22 protein-coding genes and 1 pseudogene are annotated in these 20384 nt (G+C 68.7%); 11 read left to right on the top strand and 12 right to left on the bottom strand.

All coding sequences use genetic code 11. The annotated features are described in order from the left end of the window. Positions 1-48: 48 nt before the first annotated feature. Positions 49-681 (bottom strand): biotin transporter BioY, encoded by a 633-nt coding sequence (locus WBP48_RS10320; RefSeq protein ID WP_424439913.1) that lies wholly within the window; start codon positions 679-681, stop codon positions 49-51. Between the two features lie 229 nt (positions 682-910). Between WBP48_RS10320 and WBP48_RS10315 the strand changes: the two genes are divergently transcribed. From WBP48_RS10315 to WBP48_RS10300, 4 genes are all read left to right on the top strand, one after another. Then, complete coding sequence (locus WBP48_RS10315; protein WP_424439910.1) at positions 911-1687, top strand: LamB/YcsF family protein; 777 nt, start codon at positions 911-913, stop codon at positions 1685-1687. Beyond that, positions 1684-3309 (top strand): carboxyltransferase domain-containing protein, encoded by a 1626-nt coding sequence (locus tag WBP48_RS10310; protein WP_424439907.1) that lies wholly within the window; start codon positions 1684-1686, stop codon positions 3307-3309. Before WBP48_RS10315 ends, WBP48_RS10310 begins: the two co-directional genes overlap by 4 nt. After that, positions 3297-5105 (top strand): acetyl/propionyl/methylcrotonyl-CoA carboxylase subunit alpha, encoded by a 1809-nt coding sequence (locus WBP48_RS10305; protein WP_424439904.1) that lies wholly within the window; start codon positions 3297-3299, stop codon positions 5103-5105. Before WBP48_RS10310 ends, WBP48_RS10305 begins: the two co-directional genes overlap by 13 nt. A 187-nt stretch (positions 5106-5292) precedes the next feature. Continuing rightward, complete coding sequence (locus WBP48_RS10300; protein WP_424439901.1) at positions 5293-6891, top strand: ABC-F family ATP-binding cassette domain-containing protein; 1599 nt, start codon at positions 5293-5295, stop codon at positions 6889-6891. 89 nt (positions 6892-6980) lie between these two features. Here the strand turns inward: WBP48_RS10300 and WBP48_RS10295 are convergent, their stop codons facing one another. Genes WBP48_RS10295 through WBP48_RS10280 form a run of 4 tightly spaced genes read right to left on the bottom strand, consistent with a single transcriptional unit; the run spans position 6981 to position 8985 of the window. Further along, entirely contained in the window at positions 6981-7817 is an 837-nt protein-coding gene (locus WBP48_RS10295; RefSeq protein ID WP_424439898.1) for an SURF1 family protein, read from the bottom strand. Further along, complete coding sequence (locus WBP48_RS10290) at positions 7814-8017, bottom strand: hypothetical protein (RefSeq protein ID WP_424439895.1); 204 nt, start codon at positions 8015-8017, stop codon at positions 7814-7816. The genes WBP48_RS10295 and WBP48_RS10290 overlap by 4 nt, the downstream gene beginning before the upstream one ends. Then, positions 8014-8379 (bottom strand): DUF3099 domain-containing protein, encoded by a 366-nt coding sequence (locus WBP48_RS10285; RefSeq protein ID WP_424439892.1) that lies wholly within the window; start codon positions 8377-8379, stop codon positions 8014-8016. The genes WBP48_RS10290 and WBP48_RS10285 overlap by 4 nt, the downstream gene beginning before the upstream one ends. Before the next feature lie 45 nt (positions 8380-8424). Continuing rightward, on the bottom strand, positions 8425-8985 hold the full coding sequence (locus WBP48_RS10280) for a DUF4190 domain-containing protein (protein WP_424439889.1): 561 nt from the start codon (positions 8983-8985) through the stop codon (positions 8425-8427). 106 nt (positions 8986-9091) lie between these two features. On the opposite strand from WBP48_RS10280, the gene fabG reads away from it, so the two are divergent. After that, positions 9092-9802, top strand: a complete 711-nt coding sequence (gene fabG, locus WBP48_RS10275; protein ID WP_424439886.1) for a 3-oxoacyl-ACP reductase FabG — start codon at positions 9092-9094, stop codon at positions 9800-9802. Positions 9803-9917: 115 nt separating this feature from the next. Here fabG and WBP48_RS10270 read toward each other — a convergent pair whose 3' ends face one another. The 3 genes from WBP48_RS10270 to glgC all read right to left on the bottom strand — a co-directional run bounded on the left by WBP48_RS10270 (position 9918) and on the right by glgC (position 12623). Further along, complete coding sequence (locus tag WBP48_RS10270; protein ID WP_424439883.1) at positions 9918-10634, bottom strand: alpha/beta fold hydrolase; 717 nt, start codon at positions 10632-10634, stop codon at positions 9918-9920. A 73-nt stretch (positions 10635-10707) separates the two neighbouring features. Beyond that, entirely contained in the window at positions 10708-11343 is a 636-nt protein-coding gene (serB, locus tag WBP48_RS10265) for a phosphoserine phosphatase SerB (RefSeq protein WP_424439880.1), read from the bottom strand. A gap of 35 nt (positions 11344-11378) precedes the next feature. Continuing rightward, complete coding sequence (gene glgC / locus WBP48_RS10260; protein ID WP_424439877.1) at positions 11379-12623, bottom strand: glucose-1-phosphate adenylyltransferase; 1245 nt, start codon at positions 12621-12623, stop codon at positions 11379-11381. Positions 12624-12669: 46 nt separating this feature from the next. On the opposite strand from glgC, the gene glgA reads away from it, so the two are divergent. From glgA to WBP48_RS10245, 3 genes are all read left to right on the top strand, one after another. After that, entirely contained in the window at positions 12670-13863 is a 1194-nt protein-coding gene (gene glgA, locus WBP48_RS10255; protein ID WP_424439874.1) for a glycogen synthase, read from the top strand. 9 nt (positions 13864-13872) lie between these two features. Continuing rightward, on the top strand, positions 13873-14658 hold the full coding sequence (locus tag WBP48_RS10250; RefSeq protein WP_424439871.1) for an ABC transporter ATP-binding protein: 786 nt from the start codon (positions 13873-13875) through the stop codon (positions 14656-14658). Positions 14659-14740: 82 nt separating this feature from the next. Next, on the top strand, positions 14741-14998 hold the full coding sequence (locus tag WBP48_RS10245; protein ID WP_424439868.1) for a type B 50S ribosomal protein L31: 258 nt from the start codon (positions 14741-14743) through the stop codon (positions 14996-14998). A 128-nt stretch (positions 14999-15126) separates the two neighbouring features. Here WBP48_RS10245 and WBP48_RS10240 read toward each other — a convergent pair whose 3' ends face one another. Further along, the gene (locus WBP48_RS10240; RefSeq protein ID WP_424439865.1) at positions 15127-15918 is read right to left on the bottom strand and encodes an exonuclease domain-containing protein; all 792 of its coding nucleotides are present in this window, start codon (positions 15916-15918) and stop codon (positions 15127-15129) included. A gap of 69 nt (positions 15919-15987) precedes the next feature. On the opposite strand from WBP48_RS10240, the gene WBP48_RS10235 reads away from it, so the two are divergent. After that, a complete protein-coding gene (locus tag WBP48_RS10235) occupies positions 15988-16887 on the top strand; it encodes an alpha/beta fold hydrolase (RefSeq protein WP_424439862.1) in 900 nt (299 codons plus the stop codon). On the opposite strand, the gene WBP48_RS10230 is transcribed toward WBP48_RS10235, so the two are convergent. Beyond that, positions 16847-17407 carry a CGNR zinc finger domain-containing protein gene (locus tag WBP48_RS10230; protein WP_424439859.1) on the bottom strand — a complete coding sequence of 187 codons (561 nt, stop codon included), beginning with the start codon at positions 17405-17407 and terminating at the stop codon, positions 16847-16849. The genes WBP48_RS10235 and WBP48_RS10230 overlap by 41 nt on opposite strands. A 71-nt stretch (positions 17408-17478) precedes the next feature. Here WBP48_RS10230 and WBP48_RS10225 point away from each other — a divergent pair, with 71 nt between their 5' ends. Continuing rightward, positions 17479-18480: an EamA family transporter gene (locus WBP48_RS10225; RefSeq protein WP_424439856.1), complete on the top strand. Its 1002-nt coding sequence runs from the start codon at positions 17479-17481 to the stop codon at positions 18478-18480. On the opposite strand, the gene WBP48_RS10220 is transcribed toward WBP48_RS10225, so the two are convergent. Continuing rightward, complete coding sequence (locus WBP48_RS10220) at positions 18443-19051, bottom strand: histidine phosphatase family protein (RefSeq protein WP_424439853.1); 609 nt, start codon at positions 19049-19051, stop codon at positions 18443-18445. The genes WBP48_RS10225 and WBP48_RS10220 overlap by 38 nt on opposite strands. Before the next feature lie 25 nt (positions 19052-19076). Further along, positions 19077-19964, bottom strand: a complete 888-nt coding sequence (locus WBP48_RS10215) for a Sir2 family NAD-dependent protein deacetylase (protein WP_424439850.1) — start codon at positions 19962-19964, stop codon at positions 19077-19079. Between the two features lie 92 nt (positions 19965-20056). Here WBP48_RS10215 and WBP48_RS10210 point away from each other — a divergent pair. Continuing rightward, positions 20057-20384 (top strand): annotated as a pseudogene (locus WBP48_RS10210) (TrmH family RNA methyltransferase); the annotation flags it as partial.

Genomic DNA, 20384 nt, shown 5'->3' with positions numbered 1-20384 from the left:
ACCGGCGTGCGTAGACGTCGGCGGGGCCTGTGGAGAAGTAGGGACGGATCAGCCCTTCTTGCGGCCGTCCACGGCGCGGACAGCGGCCCACGCGGCGGGAATGAGCAGCGCCGCGAGAGCGGCCTTGATGAGCCCGCCGAGGACGAAAGGCCAGAGGCCGAAGGCGAGGATCTCGCTCAGCCCGTACGTGCCGCCGCCGACGACATTGAGGATGAATGCCATGTACGGGATGCCAAAGAGGAACGGGATGGCGCTGGCGAGGACGAACCCGGCGAAGGCGAGGAGCGGCCTGCGGTCCCACGCGCGCTCGGCGAACCACCCGGCGACGAAGGCGGCGAACACGAACCCGATGATGAATCCGAAGCTGGGCTTGGCGACGGCGGCGACCGTCCCGGTGAAGCCCGCGAAGACAGGCAGACCGGCGAGACCCGCCAGCAGGTAGGTCACGAGGGCCGCGGCGCCCCGGCGCGCGCCAAGTGCGGCGCCCACGACGACCACGGCGAGCGTCTGTCCCGTGATGGGCACGGGCCACAACGGCACCTCGACCTGGGCGAGAAGTGCGACGACCGCGGCGCCCGCAACGACGAGACCCGCGTCGAGGGCGAACGCGCGAGCGCGATCGGACGGCCGGGCGATGAGATCGGCCAGCACCGGGCGGCGGACGGGGACGGCGAGAGACATGCGCACTCCTTCGGACTCGTGTGGCCGGCGTGGGATGCCGGGTGTCGGGACTCAGCCTAGCTTTTCAGGGGCGCTGCCGCGCCGCGGAGTGGCGACAGCCGCGGGTCGCGGAGGGACACTTTCGTACGAGATCACTTCGCCGGCCGGCCCGATCGGCGAGGATCATGTTGACGACATGCGTTGTCGGTATCGCGCGCGAGACTGACGTTCGAGAGGAGAGGAGCACGCCATGACTCTGCGGATGGACCTGAACAGCGACCTGGGCGAACACTACGGTGCCTGGCGCATGGGCGATGATGCCGCCATGCTCGGGATCGTCACGAGCGCCAATGTCGCATGCGGCTTCCACGCGGGTGACCCCGCCTCGATGCTCGACACGCTGCGACTGGCAGCGGAGCACGGTGTCGCGGTCGGGGCGCATGTCGCCTATCCGGATCTCGTGGGGTTCGGTCGTCGCCCGATGCGCCTTTCGCGCGAAGAACTCCAGTCGGATGTCATCTACCAGATCGGTGCGCTGCAGGCTCTCGCCCGGGTTGCCGGCACGAAAGTGACGTACGTCAAACCCCACGGTGCGTTGTACAACAGCATCGCCTTCGACTGTGGCGAGGCGCAGCGGGTCATCGATGCGATTCGCTCGCTCGATCCCGAACTCGCGCTGGTGTGTCTCGCCGGTTCTCCGTTGGTCGAACAGGCGGAGGCATCGGGGCTGCGGGCAATCCCCGAGGCATTCGCCGATCGCGCCTACGAGGCGAACGGCGCGCTCGTCTCGCGCCGTGAGGTCGGCGCGGTGCTCCACGACCCGGCAGAGATCGCCGAACGGATGCTGCGGCTCGTGCGCTCCGGTGCGGTCGTCGCCCGAGATGGCAGCGAGATTTCCGTGCGCGCGGAGTCGATCTGCGTTCATGGCGACACCCCGGCGGCCGTCGAGATCGCCGAAGCGGTGCGCCGTACGCTGCGGAGCGCCGGCGTGACACTCACCGGCTTCATGAACACGAGCGCGGGATGAGTTCTCCGCTGCTGATCCGCCCCGCGGGCACCGTGGCACTGCTCATCGACTGCGGTGATCTCGACAGCGCGCGACGGGTGTTCGCCGCCTTGAACGCGGCGCGGGAGTGCGACGAGCTCAGCGTCTCTGAGCTGATCCCGGGGGCCGAGACGGTCCTCGTCACGGGAGGCGAGGCGCGTGACGGATCGAGACTGGCGCCGAAACTGCGAAGGATCATCGCCTCGGCGGCCGCCGGCGAGCTCCGCGCTCCCGCGCCGGTCGAGGAGATCATCCCGGTGCACTACGGGGGCGAGGACCTCGATGAGGTGGCTGCGCTCGTCGGCATGACCCCGCAGGAGGTGATCGGTCGGCACGTCGCGGCCCGGTACACGGTGGCGTTCACCGGATTCGCCCCCGGGTTCGCGTATCTGTCGGGCGGCGATCCTCGTCTCGAGGTGCCGCGTCGTTCCACCCCGAGGCCCCGCATCCCGCCGGGATCGGTGGGCCTCGCCGGGCGGTTCACCGGCATCTACCCTCGCGAAAGCCCGGGCGGATGGCAGATCATCGGTCGCACTGCACGCGTCATGTGGGACACCGATCGTGAGCAGCCTGCGGCGCTGTTGACCGGAGGCACGGTGAGATTCGTGGCCGAGCGCCAGACGATCGTCGGATCGGGTCGGGTCCCGCGGTCCCGGCAGTCGATGCGGACGGTGGATCGCCCCGTGCTCCGGGTGATCGAGCCCGGTCTTCAGTCCGTGATCGAAGACGAAGGTCGTCATGGTGTCGCGGGCATGGGCGTCGGCGAATCGGGTGCGGCGCCGCGGCACGCCTATCGGCGTGCCAACAGGTTGGCGGGAAACCGCGCGGGTGCCGCCGCGATCGAGCTCGGCCACGGCGGTTTCTGTATCGAAGCGCTGGCGCCGACAGTGCTCGCCCTTGCGGGTGCAGGCCGCGCCGGCCGCATCACAGGCCCGCTCGGAACGCGGGACACGCTGCCTGAGATCCCGTTTCGGCTGAGCGCGGGCGAGCGGCTCACCCTCGCGGTTCCGACGCGCGGGATGCGCACGATCCTCGGCGTGCGCGGCGGCGTTGCCGGACCGCTGATACTCGGCAGCCGGTCTCGCGACACGCTCGCGGACCTGGGACCCGAACCCCTCGCCGTCGGTGACGAGCTCGCGGTGTCCGGTGACGCGATCCACGCCGTCGGGATGCCGGAGACCCCAGACCCGCGCCCCCTTCCCCTGGCGGGGGAGGAGACCACGCTGAGAGTCGTGCTCGGTCCTCGCGACGAGTGGTTCGATCGGGAGGCCCTCGAGATCTTCGCCGCCGAGAGCTGGACCGTGACGCCGCGTAGCGACCGGGTCGGTGCGCGACTCGGGGGCACGCCCCTACGTCGCTCGGCGGACTACGCAGGCCGCGAGCTGGCGAGTGAAGGGATGGTCCTCGGTGCGATTCAAGTGCCTCCGGACGGTCAACCCGTGATCTTCCTCTCCGATAGGCCGCTCACCGGCGGCTATCCCGTCATCGCCGTCGTCCACGACGACGACAGCGAACTCGCCGCTCAACTGGCCCCTGGCTGCCGGGTGCGATTCACGCCGGTGCGACAGGCGATCACAGAGGAGAAGACCCGATGTCATCCATAAGCAAGATCCTGATCGCCAACAGGGGCGAGATTGCCGTGCGTGTGATCCGGGCGGCATCCGAAGCCGGCATCCGAAGCGTCGCGGTCTATGCGGATGATGACGTCGATGCTCTGCATGTCCGCTTCGCCGACGAAGCGTACGCGCTCCGCGGACGTACGCCGGCGGAGACCTACCTCGACATCCCGAAGATCCTGGATGCCGCGGCGCGCTCCCACGCCGACGCGGTGCACCCCGGATACGGCTTCCTGTCGGAACGGGCCGACTTCGCCCAGGCTGTCATCGACGCAGGCCTGCTCTGGATCGGCCCGGACCCCAGCACCATCGCGTTGCTCGGCGACAAGGCCCGTGCCCGGAGCCTCGCCGCCGGGGTCGGGGCGCCCCTCGTTCCTGGCACCGACGGGGCGGTCAAGGATGTCGAAGAGGTGATCTCGTTCGCTGCGGAGTTCGGGATGCCGATCGCCATCAAGGCGGTGTTCGGCGGCGGCGGGCGGGGCATGCGCATCGCCCGTGAGCGCTCCGAGATCCGAGAGGCCTACGACGCGGCATCCCGCGAGGCGGTCGCGGCGTTCGGCCGGGGCGACTGTCTCGTCGAGCGGTTTCTCGAGCGGCCGAGGCACGTCGAAGCACAGGTACTGGGCGACCGTCACGGCCGCGTCGTGGTGGTCGGCACGCGGGACTGTTCGCTGCAGCGCCGCAACCAGAAGCTCGTCGAGGAGGCTCCCGCTCCCTTTCTCAGCGACGAGCTCCGTGACCGCATCCATCAGTCCGCCGCCGATATCTGCGCCGCTGTCGGATACGTCGGAGCGGGCACCGTCGAGTTCCTGGTGGGCGAAGACGGCACGCTGTCCTTTCTCGAGGTCAATACGAGGCTTCAGGTCGAGCATCCCGTCACCGAGCAGGTGAGCGGGATCGATCTGGTCCAAGAGCAGTTCCGCATCGCGGCGGGCGAGCCCCTTTCGGTACCCGAGACCATTCCCGTGTTCGGTCACGCGATCGAGTTCCGCATCAACGCCGAGGATCCTGGCCTGGGGTACCTGCCCTCTCCGGGAACGATCGCGCGGTTCGACGTGCCAGGGGGCCAGGGCGTCCGGATCGACTCCGGTGTCGACGTCGGGTACGCGGTGCCGGGCAGTTTCGACTCCCTGCTCGCCAAGCTCATCGTCTGGGGCCGCGACCGTGGGCAGGCTCTCGCGCGCGCACGACGCGCTCTCGATGAGTTCCGTATCGAGGGCGTCGCGACGGTGCTGCCGTTCGACCGCCACGTCGTGACCGATCCCGCATTCACGGCGCCGTGCGGCGACTTCGCCGTGCACACCCGGTGGATCGAGGAGGAGTGCTCCGCGACGTTCGAGCCGGCGGTGGCTGTTCCCGCACCGGACCGACCTCGCATGATACGGATGCCGATCGAAGTCGACGGGCGACGGGTCGAGGTGGGACTGCCGGAGGCGTTCCTGTCCCGATTGTCGGCGGGTGCGGCGGGTACGCCCGAAGACGATGGCGGCGCCGACGACACCGCCCCGGAACCCGGCACGGTGATCGCCCCCTTCGCGGGGATGCTCACCGCGTGGCGGGTCGCGGACGGCGTCGCCGTCGCAGCGGGGGAGACCGTTGCGGTGCTCGAGGCGATGAAGATGGAAGTGCCCGTGCACGCACCACGTTCCGGCACGCTGCACCATTCGGCGGCAGCGGGCGACACGATTGCGGCGAACGGCGCGATCGGTTCGGTCGCGGAGAAGGGGGTGCCCCCTCCTGGACGCGGGAGGACAGGCGGGCGATCACGGGGATCGGCATCCTGAAGGACGCGAGGAGATCCCCGGGCTCGACGCTCGCCTGCAGGCCGTCCTGCCGGAGGGGTGAGCGGTCTCCGGGCGGCAGCGTCGCGCTCCGCGGAGTCGTCTCCCACCGACCGGGTAGAATCGATGGTCGGCCTGCCATTCGTCGCGGGGCCGCTCATCCCTCACTGCCGAAGAACGGACGTCCGCTGTGCTCGCCGTGCACGATCTCGAGATCCGCGTGGGCGCGCGCACGCTCATGTCGGGCGTGACGTTCCGGGTGTCCGACGGCGACAAGATCGGCCTCGTCGGGCGCAACGGCGCGGGAAAGACAACCCTGACCAAGGTGCTCGCCGGCGACCTCATCCCGACCGACGGCAGGGTCGAGAACTCCGGCGAGCTCGGCTACCTGCCGCAGGATCCTCGCTCCGGCGACCCGGAGATGCTCGCCCGGACGCGCATTCTCGATGCCCGCGGGCTCGGCAGCCTCGCGCTGCAGATGCACGAGGCGTCACTGCAGATGGGGGATGCCGACGAGAAGGTCGCCGCGAAGGCGATGCGGCGCTATGGCAATCTCATGGAGCGCTTCGAGGCGCTCGGCGGCTACGCCGCCGAGGCCGAGGCGGCATCCATCGCCCACAACCTGTCGCTGCCGGACCGCATTCTCGACCAGCCGCTGAAGACCCTCTCCGGTGGACAGCGTCGCCGCATCGAGCTCGCGCGCATCCTCTTCTCCGACGCGCAGACGATGATCCTCGACGAGCCCACGAACCACCTGGACGCCGACAGCGTCGTGTGGCTGCGCGAGTTCCTGAAGAACTACAAGGGCGGGCTCATCGTGATCTCGCACGACGTCGAACTCGTCGGTGAAACGGTCAACCGTGTCTTCTACTTGGACGCGATGCGTCAGGTCATCGACGTCTACAACATGAGCTGGAAGAACTACCTGCGCCAGCGGGTGGCCGACGAAGAGCGGCGCAAGAAAGAGCGCGCGAACATCGAGAAGAAGGCCACCGCGCTGCAGCTGCAGGCCGCCCGGTTCGGTGCCAAGGCGACGAAAGCCGCCGCCGCCCACCAGATGGTCGCCCGCGCCGAGAAGATGCTCTCGGGCCTGGAGGAGGTGCGGCAGGAGGACCGGGTCGCGAAGCTCCGTTTCCCCAAGCCCGCCCCGTGCGGCAGGACGCCGCTCATGGCGAAGAACCTCTCGAAGTCGTACGGGTCGCTCGAGATCTTCACCGACGTCGACCTCGCGATCGACCGCGGTTCGAAGGTCGTCGTGCTCGGCTTGAACGGCGCCGGCAAGACGACCCTGCTGCGCATCCTGGCGGGCGTCGACACTCCAGACACCGGTGTGCTCGAATCCGGCCACGGCCTCAAGATCGGGTACTACGCACAGGAGCACGAGAACCTCGACACGCACCGCTCGGTGCTCGATAACATGATGTCGGCGGCTCCCGACATCACGGCGACCGAGGCCCGCAAGGTGCTCGGCTCGTTCCTGTTCACCGGGGACGACGTGCTCAAGCCCGCCGGCGTGCTCTCCGGTGGGGAGAAGACGCGCCTGTCGCTCGCAACCCTCGTCGTCTCCAGCGCCAACATGCTGCTGCTCGACGAGCCGACGAACAACCTCGATCCCGCCTCTCGCGAGGAGATCCTCGGTGCACTCGCGCACTACGAAGGCGCGGTCGTGCTCGTGTCACACGACTCGGGTGCCGTCCAGGCGCTGAACCCGGAGCGCGTGCTCATCCTGCCGGACGGCGTCGAGGACATCTGGGGCCGCGACTACGTGGACCTCATCGAACTGGCGTAGCGCGTTACGACTCGGCGCTGCGCGTTCTACAGTCGCTCGGGCACAGTGATTCCGCCGCGCACTGTGTTGAAGCGGCTGCCGAACGGCGCTCAGCGCAGCGCGCTGTCCACGAGGGCATCCTCGTCTTGCATGTCGCGATCACGACGACGCTTGTCGCGACGCGGGGATGCGTCGGTGTTGGCATCTGCAGCATCCTCGCGGCGGTGGCGGATCTCAGTGCGGATCATGTACCAGATGAACACGAACCCCATCACGGCGAAGAGGATCCACTGGATCGCGTACGACAGGTACGGCCCGGGATCGTCCGACGGCGTCTCGAGCGGGTTCGGAGCCGTCACGGGCGCGGGATCCTCTGAGACCATGAGTCCGTAGGCGCTCGTGATGAGGTCGGCCCGGCCGGTCGTCTCTGCGACGAGCGGCAGGTTGATCGTGGGGACCTGGCCCGACGGCGCCGAACGTCCCGAGTTCGGCAGCGGCTCGCCCGGCTTCAACCGTGCGATCACCGTCACCTGCCCTGTCGGCGCGGTGGGAATCACATCGGGCTCCGGATGATCGTTCCCGGGCGATACCCAACCGCGGTCGACGAGAAAGACGTCGCCCTCGACGGTGCGAAACGGTACCAGGACCTCGAAGGCGCTCGTACCTCCGTGGGCGCGGTTGCGCGCCAACAGTGTCTCGTCCGAAAGGTACTCGCCGACGAGGGCGACCGGATGCCACTGGTCGGCCGGATCGAACGCGCCGTCGGCGCCGATGATCTCGCGAAGCGTCACCGGGTCGGCGTCGTAGTTCGCGGCGATCAGCGCCAGCTGCCGCTCGCGCTCGGCGCTTCTGGAGAACTGCCAGTTCGACAAGAATGCGCACGCGATGGCGAAGGCGATCGCGACGGCGACGTACCCGGTCCAGCGTAGCGCCGTGCCGCGATTCACGAAACGGCCCCCGTCTCGAACGCCGCGACCTCTACGGGAAAGTCGCGCGCGGCGAGGTAGTCGTGGAGGAACGTGACGTGCGCATCACACGCCGTCCACACCTTTCGGCGGTCGGCGGTGTGAATGCGGGGGTTGCGCCAGACCACCTGCCAGGTCGCGTTCGCGCGGCATCCGGCGCGCGAACACTGCGGCGCGCTCACGACGGATCCGGCGAGGAAGGGGGCGGTGTCCGTCGCGAGCCGGATTCCTGGATGCGGATCACTCCCGTCTCGGTCGCGGTCGGTGCCGTTGGCGCGGAGGACTCGATCGCGCGCTCCGGTGGCACCGCTCGCTGGGCCGGTGCGGTCGCGACGTTCGCGACCACGACCGCGACATACGGCAGGAAGCAGGCGCCGATCGCGAACAGCCACGTGTACCAACCGTAGGGAGTGATCACGACCATCAACACGAAGCAGGCGACACGGATCGCCATCATCGTGAAGTACTTGGTCATGCGCCCGTGTGCGTCGTCGCGCGGAGCGCGCGGCAACGACGTCGCAGACTGGGAAGCAGGGTTCTTCACGATCCCTCCAGGGTACGCCGCGTACGACTCGCTACGGTCGGAGCCTCAGGCGTAGCGGCCGTTGCCGTTCACGATCGCGAGGGGGATGAACACCGCGAAGAACAGGATCAGCCCGATCAGGACGAGTCCGATTGAAATCCATCCGATGACGGTGCCGGCGATGGCTATTCCGCGACCCTGCTCACCTGTGCGCTTGATCTGGCCGAGGGCGATGTGCCCGGTGATGATGCCCACGATCGAGCCGATGAGCGGAACGATGATCCATGCGGCGATCGAAGACACCAGCGACACGACAGCGAGCGCGTTGATCTTCGGACCAGGTGCGGCGTAGCCGTACGCAGATGCACCGTACGGCGCTGCGCCGTAGGGGGGCGCCTGTGGGGCGCCGTACGCCTGCGGCGCGCCGCCATACCCGGGTTGCGCGCCGTACCCAGGCTGTGCGCCGTATCCGGGTTGAGGATCCGGAAACGCCGGCGGCTGATAGGTCGGGGGTTGATACGCGGGGGGCGTGGACGGGGTCGGCGGGGGCGTGGCCGCAGCATCCGGCGCGTTCCAGGCCGGGTGTCCGTCGGCATCCGGCGTGGCGGGGTTGGTGGCATCGCTCATGAGCTTCTCCTGTCTCGCGTGGCCAGCCTACCGGGGCGCCTTCCGGGATGGACGGCAAGGGTCGGGATAGGCTGGGCCGATCCTCGCCCGCCCATCCAGGAGCATCATGACCCCCCAGCGCGTCGTCCTCGTCACCGGCGGAAACCGCGGCATAGGTCGCGCCATCGCGGAGCGCTTCGTCGCCGCCGGCTACCCGACCGCCGTCACAGCGCGGTCCGGCGAAGGCCCCGAGGGAACCCTCACGGTGCGCGCGGATGTCACCGACGCCGTATCGCTGGATGCCGCGTTCAGCGAGGTCGAGCGTGAACTCGGTCCGGTGGAGATCGTCGTCGCCAACGCCGGGATCACGAAGGACATGCTGCTGCTGCGTATGACCGAGGACGACTTCGACTCGGTCGTCGCGACGAACCTCGGCGGCACGTTCCGGGTCGTCAAGCGCGCGGCCAAGCGGATGCTGCGCGCAAAATGGGGGCGCATCATCCTCATCTCCAGCGTCGTCGGCCTCTACGGCTCGGCGGGACAGGTCAATTACTCGTCGTCGAAGGCGGCGCTCGTCGGCTTCGCGCGCTCGTTGACGCGTGAGCTCGGTGGTCGCGGCATCACGGCGAACGTCGTCGCACCCGGCTTCATCGAGACCGACATGACGGCGGAGCTCCCCGAGGAGACGCAGGCCGAGTACAAGCAAAGCATTCCCATCGGCCGGTTCGCCACGGCGGACGAGGTCGCCGGGGTCGTGACGTGGCTCGCCTCGGAAGACGCCGCCTACATCTCGGGCGCCGTCATCCCCGTCGACGGCGGTCTCGGGATGGGTCATTGACGGACGGTACGTCAACCACCCGGGGGCTTGCCGCCAGCCCCACCGGGTACCACAGCGACCGCGACCCCCAGCCTTCTCGAAGACTGTCCACGTTTGGGGATGGGCAGGCCGTGCCTCAATGACCTCCGCGCCGGACTGCCCCGGCGATCGCCTCGCCGAGGCGTTGCGGCTGCGAGAACTGCGGCCAGTGCCCGGTGTCGAGCCGCACGATCTCGGTGTCTGTGATCGCGTCGAACTCATGGGCGAACGGACCCCACTTCGCCAGGAGCGCGCGGAACTCGCTCTCGTCGTGATGCCCGGAGAGCACCGTGACGGGAACGTTGTAGCGCCGCGCGTCGGCGAGGACGATCTCGTCGGTCGCGACCCGCGTGGGGATGCTGCGGGTCTGCGATGCCGTCCGCACTCGCGTGTCCTCGTCGAGGTCGCCGACCTCCTCATCGTCGAAGAAGTCCCACCCCGGGAAGGGGATGACCGGCTCGCTCGTCTCGAACTCGCCGACGTTCGCGCCCGGTGGCGGCGGGACGGTGTCGACGAAGACGACTCGTGCCACGCGATCGGGCCGGGCATCGACGGCGCCCCAGGCGACGTTCCCGCCGCCGGAATGGCCGACGACCACGATCTCGCCGGTGGCAGCATCGATCTCGGCCACAACAGCGTCGATCCAGTCGGACAGGCCCTTGCCTTCTGCTTCGTGCGGTGAAGCACCGACGCCCGGCATGGTCAGCGGCCGAGGATTCAGGCCCGCATCGCGCAGCACCGGGACGACGTCGTCCCACGACGATGCGTCGAGCCAGAATCCGGGGATGAGGACGACGTCCGTGTTCTTGTTCATGTCATCGAGGCTACGCACGGGGTCCGACACCGGTCACCCCCTTGCGCGACGGCGGCGCCGCGGTCGTAGTCGCTCAGGGAAGGAGAGGGATGACTTCCCGGAGGTCCACCTCGCCGATCACGAGGTCGGCCTCCGCGCGCACCACGGGTTTTGCGTTGAACGCGAGTCCAAGTCCCGCGACGGCCATCATGCGCAGGTCGTTCGCACCGTCGCCGATCGCGATCGTGCGTCGCAGCGGGACGCCGGATGCCGCAGCCCATTCCTCCAGCGCAGCGGCTTTGCCCGGGGCATCCACGATCCCACCATCGACGGTGCCGGAGAGCGCCTCGCCGGTCACGGAGAGCCGGTTCGCGCGCCAGAGGTCCACCCCGAGCGGTGGTGCGACGGCGTCGAGGACCTCGTGGAAGCCACCCGAGACGACAGCCGCGAGGCCGCTGCGGGCGTGAATCGCTGCGATGAGCTCTGCCGCGCCGGTGGTGGGCTGAACGCGCGCGCACACGCGGTCGAACGCCGACAACGGTACGCCTTCGAGCGCACGCACGCGGGCGCGCAGGCTGGTGGCGAAGTCCACTTCACCGCGCATCGCCGCCTCGGTGGCGGCGGCGACCTCGGCGCCACGACCGGCCTCGTCGGCGATGAGCTCGATGACCTCATTGCGCAGCAGAGTGGAGTCGGCGTCGAAGACGACGAGAAAGCGGGGGGCCGGCACCCGTCAAACCTACCGGCCGGACCGGCGGAACCAGGTCAGCGGGGAATGAAGGCGTTCTTACCGACAACGGTGATCCCGCTGTCTGTGACGGTGAAGCCTCGGGACAGGTCGAGCTCGCGGTCGACCCCGACGCTCGCGCCCGGTTCGAGGACGACGTTCTTGTCGAGGATGGCGCGGTGCACGCGCGCACCCGATCCGACGTTCACGTGGTCGAACAGCACGGAGTCGGTGATGGTCGATCCGCCGCCCGACAACGTCCACGGACCGACGACCGACCGCTCCAGATGCGTACCACTGAGCACGGAGCCGAGCGAGACGATCGAGTCGATCGCATTACCCATCCGGCCCACGCCATCGCGCACGAACTTCGCCGGTGGGGAGTTGATCGCCTGCGAGTGGATCGGCCAATCCATGTTGTAGAGGTTGAAGATCGGGAGCGCGGAGATGAGATCCATGTGGGCGTCGAAGAACGAGTCGATCGTCCCCACGTCACGCCAGTAGTCGCGGTCCCGGTCGGTCGAGCCCGGCACATCGTTGCGCTTGAAGTCGTACACGGCAGCCTCGCCACGCCCGACGAAGTACGGGATGATGTCGCCGCCCATGTCGTGGTTCGAACCCGGCACCTCGCCGTCGGCCTCGACGGCGGCGATGAGCGCGTCGGCGTCGAAGATGTAGTTGCCCATCGACGCGAGCACCTCGTGTGGTGCGTCGGGCAGCCCGTTGGGGTTTTGGGGCTTCTCGAGGAAATCCCGGATCGTGGTGTGGTCGTTCGGGTCGAGATCGATGACGCCGAACTGGTTCGCAAGCGAGATGTGCTGGCGGATTCCGGCGACCGTCGCCTTCGCTCCGGATGCGATGTGGGCGTCGAGCATCTGCTCGAAGTCCATCCGGTAGACGTGGTCGGCGCCTATCACCATGACGATGTCGGGCTTCTCGTCGTAGATCAGGTTCAGCGACTGCAGAATCGCGTCCGCCGAACCCGAGAACCAGCGCTTGCCCAGTCGCTGCTGGGCGGGCACCGAGGCGACGTACGAGTTCAGCAACGCCGACATGCGCCACGTCTGCGAGACGTGGCGGTCGAGACTGTGGGACTTGTACTGCGTCAGCACGACGATCTGGCGAAGCCCTGAATTGATCAGGTTCGAGATCGCGAAGTCGATCAGGCGGTACTGCCCCCCGAACGGCACGGCGGGTTTGGCTCGGTCCTCCGTCAGAGGCATGAGTCGCTTTCCCTCGCCACCGGCGAGGATGATTCCAAAGACCTTCGGCGCTGCAGGCATGGCACCACACTATGCCCCCCGGGCGGGGTTGTACTACCGTTCGAACATGCGAGTCGACATCGTGACCAAGGAGTACCCGCCGGAAATATACGGAGGGGCGGGCGTCCATGTGACCGAGCTCGTCAGGGCTCTCCGCCAGACCATCGATGTGCAGGTGCGCGCGTTCGGCGCCGACCGCGACGAGACGGGCACGACGTCCTACGGCGTACCCGTCGAGCTGGCGACGGCGAACGCCGCGGTGCAGACCCTTGGGACGGATCTGGAGATCGTCGGGGACGTGGCGGGGGCGAATGTCGTCCACTCGCACACCTGGTACGCGAACTTCGCGGGGCACCTCGCGTCGCTCCTCCACGGCATCCCGCACGTGATCACCGCGCACTCGCTCGAGCCGTTGCGGCCGTGGAAGGCGGAGCAACTGGGCGGCGGTTACGCCGTGTCGAGTTACATCGAGAGAACCGCGTACGAGCACGCCGCCGCCGTCGTCGCCGTCAGCGGCGGGATGCGCCGCGACATCCTGCGCAGCTACCCGTCCCTGGATCCCGACAAGGTGCGCGTGATCTACAACGGGATCGACGTCGAAGGCTGGCAGCCTCGCGCCGATCACGCCCTTCTGGAGCGATACGGTATCGATCCGAACAGGCCATCGGTCGTCTTCGTCGGCCGCATCACGCGGCAGAAGGGACTGCCCTACTTCCTGCGCGCGGCGGCGCGGCTGCCGCGCGACGTGCAGGTGGTCCTGTGTGCCGGCGCGCCAGACACGCCCCAGATCCTGGCGGAGGTCGAGGGGCTCGTCCGTGATCTCCAGGGCCAGCGCGACGGAGTCGTCTGGATCGGCGAGTTCCTTCCGCGTGACCAGCTGTGCGCGGTTCTGAGCTCAGCGACGACATTCGTGTGCCCGAGCGTGTATGAGCCGCTCGGAATCGTCAATCTCGAAGCGATGGCCTGCGGCGCCGCGGTCGTCGGCACGGCAACCGGCGGCATCCCCGAGGTCGTCGTCGACGGTGTGACCGGCCGGCTCGTGCCGATCGAACAGGTGCAGGACGGTACCGGCACTCCCATCGACCCGGATCGCTTCGTCGCCGACCTCGCCGCCGTTCTGACCGAGGTCGTCTCCGATCCGGAGTGTGCCCGCGCGTACGGGGACGCCGGGAGGCGCCGCGCTGCGACCGAGTTCAGTTGGCAGGCGATCGCCGACGCCACGGCGGCTCTGTACCGAGAGGTGACCGCCACCAGTCGATAGGCTGGGAGCATGCCCCAGGTCCTTGAATTCGCCGATGTCGTCGTCCGCCGCAACGCCCGCAACATCATCGACCACATCGACTGGAGCGTCACGGACGATCAGCGCTGGGTGATCCTCGGACCCAATGGTGCCGGCAAGACCACTATCCTCCAACTGGCGGCGACGCTGCTGCATCCGACCACCGGCGAGGTCACGGTCCTCGACGAGCGGCTCGGGCGCACCGACGTGTTCGAGTTGCGACCGCGCATCGGCTTCGCCTCGTCCGCGATGGCGCGCCGGCTGCCGCCGGACGAGACCGTGCTCGACGTCGTGCTGACCGCGGCGTACTCAGTGCTCGGCCGGTGGAACGAGGAGTACGAGGCGATCGATGAGAAGCGTGCGCGCCGCGTACTGGGCGAGTGGAAGCTGGATCAACTCGCCGAGCGCACCTTCGGCACACTTTCGGAGGGAGAGCAGAAGCGCGTCCAGATCGCGCGTGCGGTCATGACGGACCCCGAACTGCTGCTGCTCGATGAGCCCACCGCGAGCCTCGACCTCGGGGCGCGTGAGGAGTTGCTGTCGCTCCTCGGCGGCTACGCACAGGCCCAGTCGACGCCGGCGATGATCATGGTCACCCACCATGTCGAAGAGATCCCGGTCGGCTTCACGCACGTGCTGCTGCTGCAGGGCGGCGCCGTCGTCGCGCAGGGTCCGCTGGCGGAGACGCTGACGGCGGAGAACCTGTCGGCGACGTTCGGCATGCCGATCGCTCTCACAGTGGCGGAAGGCAGGTTCGCCGCGCGAGCGAGCGGATGATAGACTTGTTCTTTGGTGCGTTCGCACCGCCGACTTTCCGCGTTCTGGCAGAATCCAGGGCATCTCAGGACAGGACCCACCCATGAAGACTGACATCCACCCCGCGTACCAGGCGGTCGTGTTCCGTGACCTCGGCTCCGGCGAGACGTTCCTGACCCGTTCGACGGTCACGAGCGACAAGACGATCGAGTTGGACGGCGAGACCTATCCGGTCATCGACGTCGAGATCTCGTCAGCCTCGCACCCGTTCTACACGGGTAAGCAGCGCATCATGGACTCGGCCGGTCGCGTCGAGAAGTTCAACCAGCGCTTCAAGAACTTCGGCGGCTCGAGCAAGTAGGGCGTCCCTCCTCTCGACGAAAGCCCCGCTCCCGGCGGGGGCTTTCGTCGTTTGCGCGCTCCGCTATTCAGGCGCGCTACCGCGCCGCGGGGGCGAGGAAATCTGCCCAGCGAGGCGGGACTTTCGCATCACCGGATCGGCCAGCTGCCGTCGAGGGTCTCGGAAGGGTCGAGCCTGCCGATACGGATGAAGTACTCGGTCAGGCTCTCCGCCTGCGCCCGCGCCCAGCCGATCTGCTGCGTGTGCAACTCGTGGATGGGCGCGTCGAGGCGGAAGCGCTCGGCCAGTGCCTGCGCGACCCGCCCGGCCGCGATCGCGTCAGCGGCGGCGTCGTGAGCGCCCGTGAGCGTCACGGCGTAATGGGCCGCGACCACCTCCAGTGTGCGTTTGCCCTTGCGGTAACGGTCGTGCGCTTTGTCGAGCACCAGCGGGTCGATCACCGGCGCGGGGTCAGCGATCGGCTCGATGCCATACCGCAGCGCCTCGTGCTTGAGCAATGAGAAGTCGAACGGCGCGTTGTACGCGACGACCGGGATGCCGGCGTCGAACAGTTCCCGCAGCGCCACGACGACCTCGGCCACCACGTCCGCCGCCGATCGCCCATGTGCCCGTGCGTGAGCGGTCGAGATGCCGTGAACGGCCGTCGCGCCCTCGGGGATCTCGATGCTCGGATCGGCCAACCACGATGCAGCCGATCGGGGCACGCCGTCGGGTCCGAGCACGCCGACGTGTGCCGTCACGATGCGATCGACCGTTACGTCGACCCCGGTGGTTTCGAGGTCGAACACTCCGACGGTGTCGCACCAGCGCGCGCCTGCGACCACTCGAGTCGGTCCGCCTGCATCCCTCGCCCCGGAAGCCCACTCGGCCGCATTCGGTTCGGGATCCTCCCACAGTGGGAGCGCCTGCCACGTTTCCATGCCCTCGACGGTATGTGCGGGCGCCGACATCGAGTCGGACCCACGCGGGCGGGTCCGTAGACTCGATGAGTGACCGTCGCCTCACCCTATGCCGCTGCCCTCGCGCGGATTCCGGTCGCCCGCCGCGACGTGACCATTGCGGGAGGAATCACCGCGTACTGGGAGTATGGCGACCCGCATGCGGCGGCGACCCTCATCATGGTGCACGGCTATCGCGGCGACCACCACGGGCTCGAGCCGGTCGTTGCATTCCTCGACGGCATCCGCATCATCTCCCCGGACCTGCCCGGCTTCGGCGAGACCCCGCCGCTTGCGGGAGTCGAGCACACGCTGCGGACGTATGCCGACTGGCTCACGGCCTTCGCGACCGCCATCGCACCGGGAGCGGACATCCTTGGCCACTCCTTCGGCTCTATCGTCGTGGCGGCGGCCGTCGCCGGGGGACTGGAGGCGCCGCGGGTGATCCTCGTCAACCCGATCGGCGCCCCCGCGCTGGAAGGCCCGCGCGGCATCCTCACCCGCCTCGCCGTGTTCTACTACTGGGCCGGTGCGCGACTGCCCAAACGCTTGGGCGACGCACTGCTGCGCAATCGGTTGATCGTCCGAGTCATGAGCGTCTCGATGGCCAAGACACAAGACAAGCGGCTGCGGACGTTCATCCACGATCAGCACGACACGTACTTCTCTCGCTTCGGCGACCGCGACGTCCTGCACCAGGGGTTCGTTGCCTCGGTATCGAACGACGTGCGCGCATTCGCGTCCCAGATCGCGCAGCCCGTGCTGCTGATCGCCGCCGAGAAGGACGACATCACCCCGATCGAGGCGGAGCGCCACCTGCGAACACTGTTCCCGCAGGCGGAGCTCGTGGAGATCGCCGGAGTCGGACACCTCATCCACTACGAGAAACCGCGCGAGGCGGCCGAGGCGATCAGGCGGTTCGTTGCGCCCGCCGGCGGCGGTACGCGTTGACATTCATGCGGTTGCCGCAGTTTCCGGTGTCGCAGTACCGCTTCGACCGGTTCTTCGAGAAGTCGATGTACACCGACTTGCAGTCGTCGGCGTCGCAGATGCGCACCCTGTCCCACTGATCGGAGCGGATCACGTCGACGAATGCCATCGCCGACTCGACGAGCATGCGGACCGACAGCGGCACGTCGGGCTCGGTGGCGTGGATGTGCCAGTCGAACTCGTCGTGGATCACGAGCTGCGGCAGCGCGTGACCGTCCCGTAGCATCGCGTTGACGAGGGGTACAGCGCTGTCGCGCCCGACGTTCCACAGCGCAAGCAATCGCGGCCGGTTCGCCCGTACGGCGGTCAGTTCTTGATCGTCGCGGCGGAAGGTGCCCGTGTAGGGGTACTCGCGGAGGTAGGCGTCGAAGTCCGCCTGGGTCACGAGGCGGTCGATGCCATCGATGTCGGTCTCGGGGAGAGTGTTCACGAGCGCGGCGGCAGCGCGAAGTGAAATCTCAGTGTCATGGATGAAAACCACATTGACTCCTGACCGCTTCGGGCGCTACCGTCACCAGTGTAAACACCAGTCACTAATGACAGGGACCGCCGGTGACTCAGACCGCTCCGCTCGATATCGTCGCGCGCGCCATTCCCGCCGCCGACGTGCCGCGGCGGCGCACCGCGGGACTCGTCATGGCCGTCGTCTCGGCGCTCGCGTTCTCGTCCAGCGGTCCGCTGGTCAAGCCGCTGCTCGAAGTCGGGTGGTCGATCTCGGCTGCCCTCATCGTGCGGATCGGGCTCGCGGGCCTCATCCTGTCGCCGGCGCTCATCCGCGCGATGCACCGGGAGGGCTCCTTCCTGCGCCGCCACGGTCTCGCACTGCTCGCATTCGGGCTGATGCCGGTGGCGGGGTGCCAGGTGCTGTTCTTCTCGGCGATGCAGCGGATGCCGGTGGCCGTCGCGCTCCTCATCCAGTACCTCGCGCCGGTCATGCTCGTCGGCTTCGTCTGGCTGCGCACCCGTCGCGCCCCGTCGCGCCTCGTCATCGTCGGCTCGATCGTCGCGATCGCCGGGCTTGTGCTCGTCGTCGATATCGCCGGTGCACACTTCGACCTCGTTGGGACCTTGCTGGCGCTGGGCGCGGCGGTCTGCGTGTGCGTGTACTTCGTCATGAGCGAGCGCACCGGCGACGACCTGCCGCCGCTCGCTCTGGCCTCGGGGGGTCTGCTCGTCGGGGCGCTGTCGATGGGCGTGATCGCCGCGACCGGCGTCATCCCCTTCACGGCGCCCGACGTCACGGTGGCGTTCCGAGGGGTCGAGGTCCCCGGCATCCTCGCCCTGCTATGGGTGGGCGGAGTGGCGACGACGCTCGGCTACGCGCTCGGCGTCATGGCGGTGCCGCGGATCGGTTCGCGGCTGGCGTCGTTCATCGGACTGAGCGAAGTGCTGTTCGCGCTCGGTTTCGCATGGCTGCTGCTGGGTGAGACGCCCGCACCGATCCAGTTCGTCGGCGGCGCGTTGCTGCTGCTGGGCGTCGTCCTGGTGCGGCTGGATGCCGACGAGACGGATGCCGTCAGCCGACAGGATGCGCCGCGTAGGAGCGCAGGCTGAGGCGGTCGCGCTCGACCAGGAAAGCATGCGTCGAACCGTTGGGCAGCCGCTCGCCGGCGTGAGGGAACTCACCGGCCGACGCGTGCCGGATGATCTCGCGGATCAGCGCGCCGTGCGCGACGACGATGACGGTGGGCGACTGCGGCGCGGTCGAGCGACGGGCATCGCGGACGACGCGACGGATGCCGGTGAGCGCGCGGCGGCGAACGTCCGGCCACGTCTCGGCTCGCGGTATCTCGGCCGTGTGCCAGTCGCCCCAGCGCCGGGCGAACTCGTCGACGGTGATTCCCTCGGCATCCCCGTATGCGCGTTCGCGCAGCTGTGGATACGTGCGCGGCTCGGCGACACCCGCGACCGTGGCGACGATCTGCGCCGTCTCGTGCGCGCGCGACAGATCGCTCGAAGCCACGACGAGCGGACCGGCATCGGCGAGTTCGTCACGCAGGCGCTCGGCGACCTCGCGAGCCTGTGCGCGTCCCGTGTCGTTGAGCGGGATGTCGGTCGAACCCTGGATGCGGCGCTGCGCGTTCCAATCGGTTTCGCCGTGGCGGACGAGGATGAGTGAGGTCACTGTTCGAGCCTACGTGAGCGCGGCATCAGCGCGCGGCGGGCAGCGCGCCGGCGAGCCGTCGCAGGACCTCGCTCGTGCCTGCGTCGATCTTGACGGTCGCGCGGCCGTCGCCGCGGGTCTCGCCGCGGTTGACGATCACGACGGGGAGCTTGCGTCGCCGCGCGCGCTCCAGCAGGCGGATGCCCGAGTTCACGACGAGCGACGACCCGGCGACCAGCAGGGCCTCACTCGTGCGGACGAGTTGCTCCGCCTCGGTGAACTTGGCGATGGGGATGTACTCGCCGAAGAAGACGACGTCGGGCTTGAGCATCCCGCCGCAGACGGTGCAGACCGGGACGACGAAGCCGTCGGTCGAGCCGGGCAGCACGTCGCCGTCGGGGCCGAGCTCGACGGCATCGGGGATGGCGATCCAGGGGTTGTCGGATTCGACTCGGGCAGCGAGGTCGCGACGGTCGAAGACCTGACCGCAGTGTGTGCACAGCACGCGGCGCATCGTGCCGTGCAACTCGACGACGCGGCGGCTGCCGGCGCGCACATGCAGACCGTCGACGTTCTGGGTGACGATGCCCGTCGCGATGCCGGCATTCTCCAATGCCACGAGCGCCTCGTGGCCGGCGTTCGGAGCGGCGGCGGCAAAAGCACGCCAGCCCAGATGGCTGCCGACCCAGTACCTGCGGCGCGCAGCCTCGCTGGAGAGGAACTGCTGCACAGTCATCGGCGTGCGCACGGGGGCGCCCTTGCCGCGGTAGTCGGGGATGCCCGAATCGGTCGATACTCCGGCGCCGGTGAGCACGGCGACGCGGCGGCCCGCCAGGGCGTCGATGGCGCGACCGATCGCGGCGGTCGCCTGCAGGTCCAGGTCGGTGAGGGAATCGGGGATCTGAGCGGCTGTGGGATCGAGCACGGTCGACATGGCCCCCTCCTCTCGCCGCCTCTCGCTGCGGACCTCTCGAGACTACGCGCCCCGCTTTTCGGGCATGTTACGAGGCGTGCCAGCATGGGGGCATGACTGTCGTGAAGGTCGCCGACCCTACCGACCCACGGCTCGCCGATTACCGCGACCTCACCGACGTGGCGCTGCGACGGGCGCTGGAGCCGGCCGGTGGCCTGTACATCGCCGAATCGGCGAAGGTCATCGCGCGAGCCGTGGCGGCGGGCCACCGCCCGCGGTCGGTGCTCGTGCAGGAGAAGTGGCTCGCCGACGCCGAACCGCTGGCGGGGACCGCGCCGGTCTACGTCGTCGACGACGCCGTCGCGGAACGGCTCACCGGCTACGCGGTGCACCGTGGGGCCCTCGCCGCGATGCACCGGCCCGCGCTGCCCGAGGTGGCAG

It is taken from the genome of Microbacterium sp., from assembly GCF_049661145.1.
GTDB lineage: Bacteria > Actinomycetota > Actinomycetes > Actinomycetales > Microbacteriaceae > Microbacterium.
Note: the sequence above shows the minus strand (reverse complement) of the source record. Positions and strands in the feature narration are given on the sequence as shown.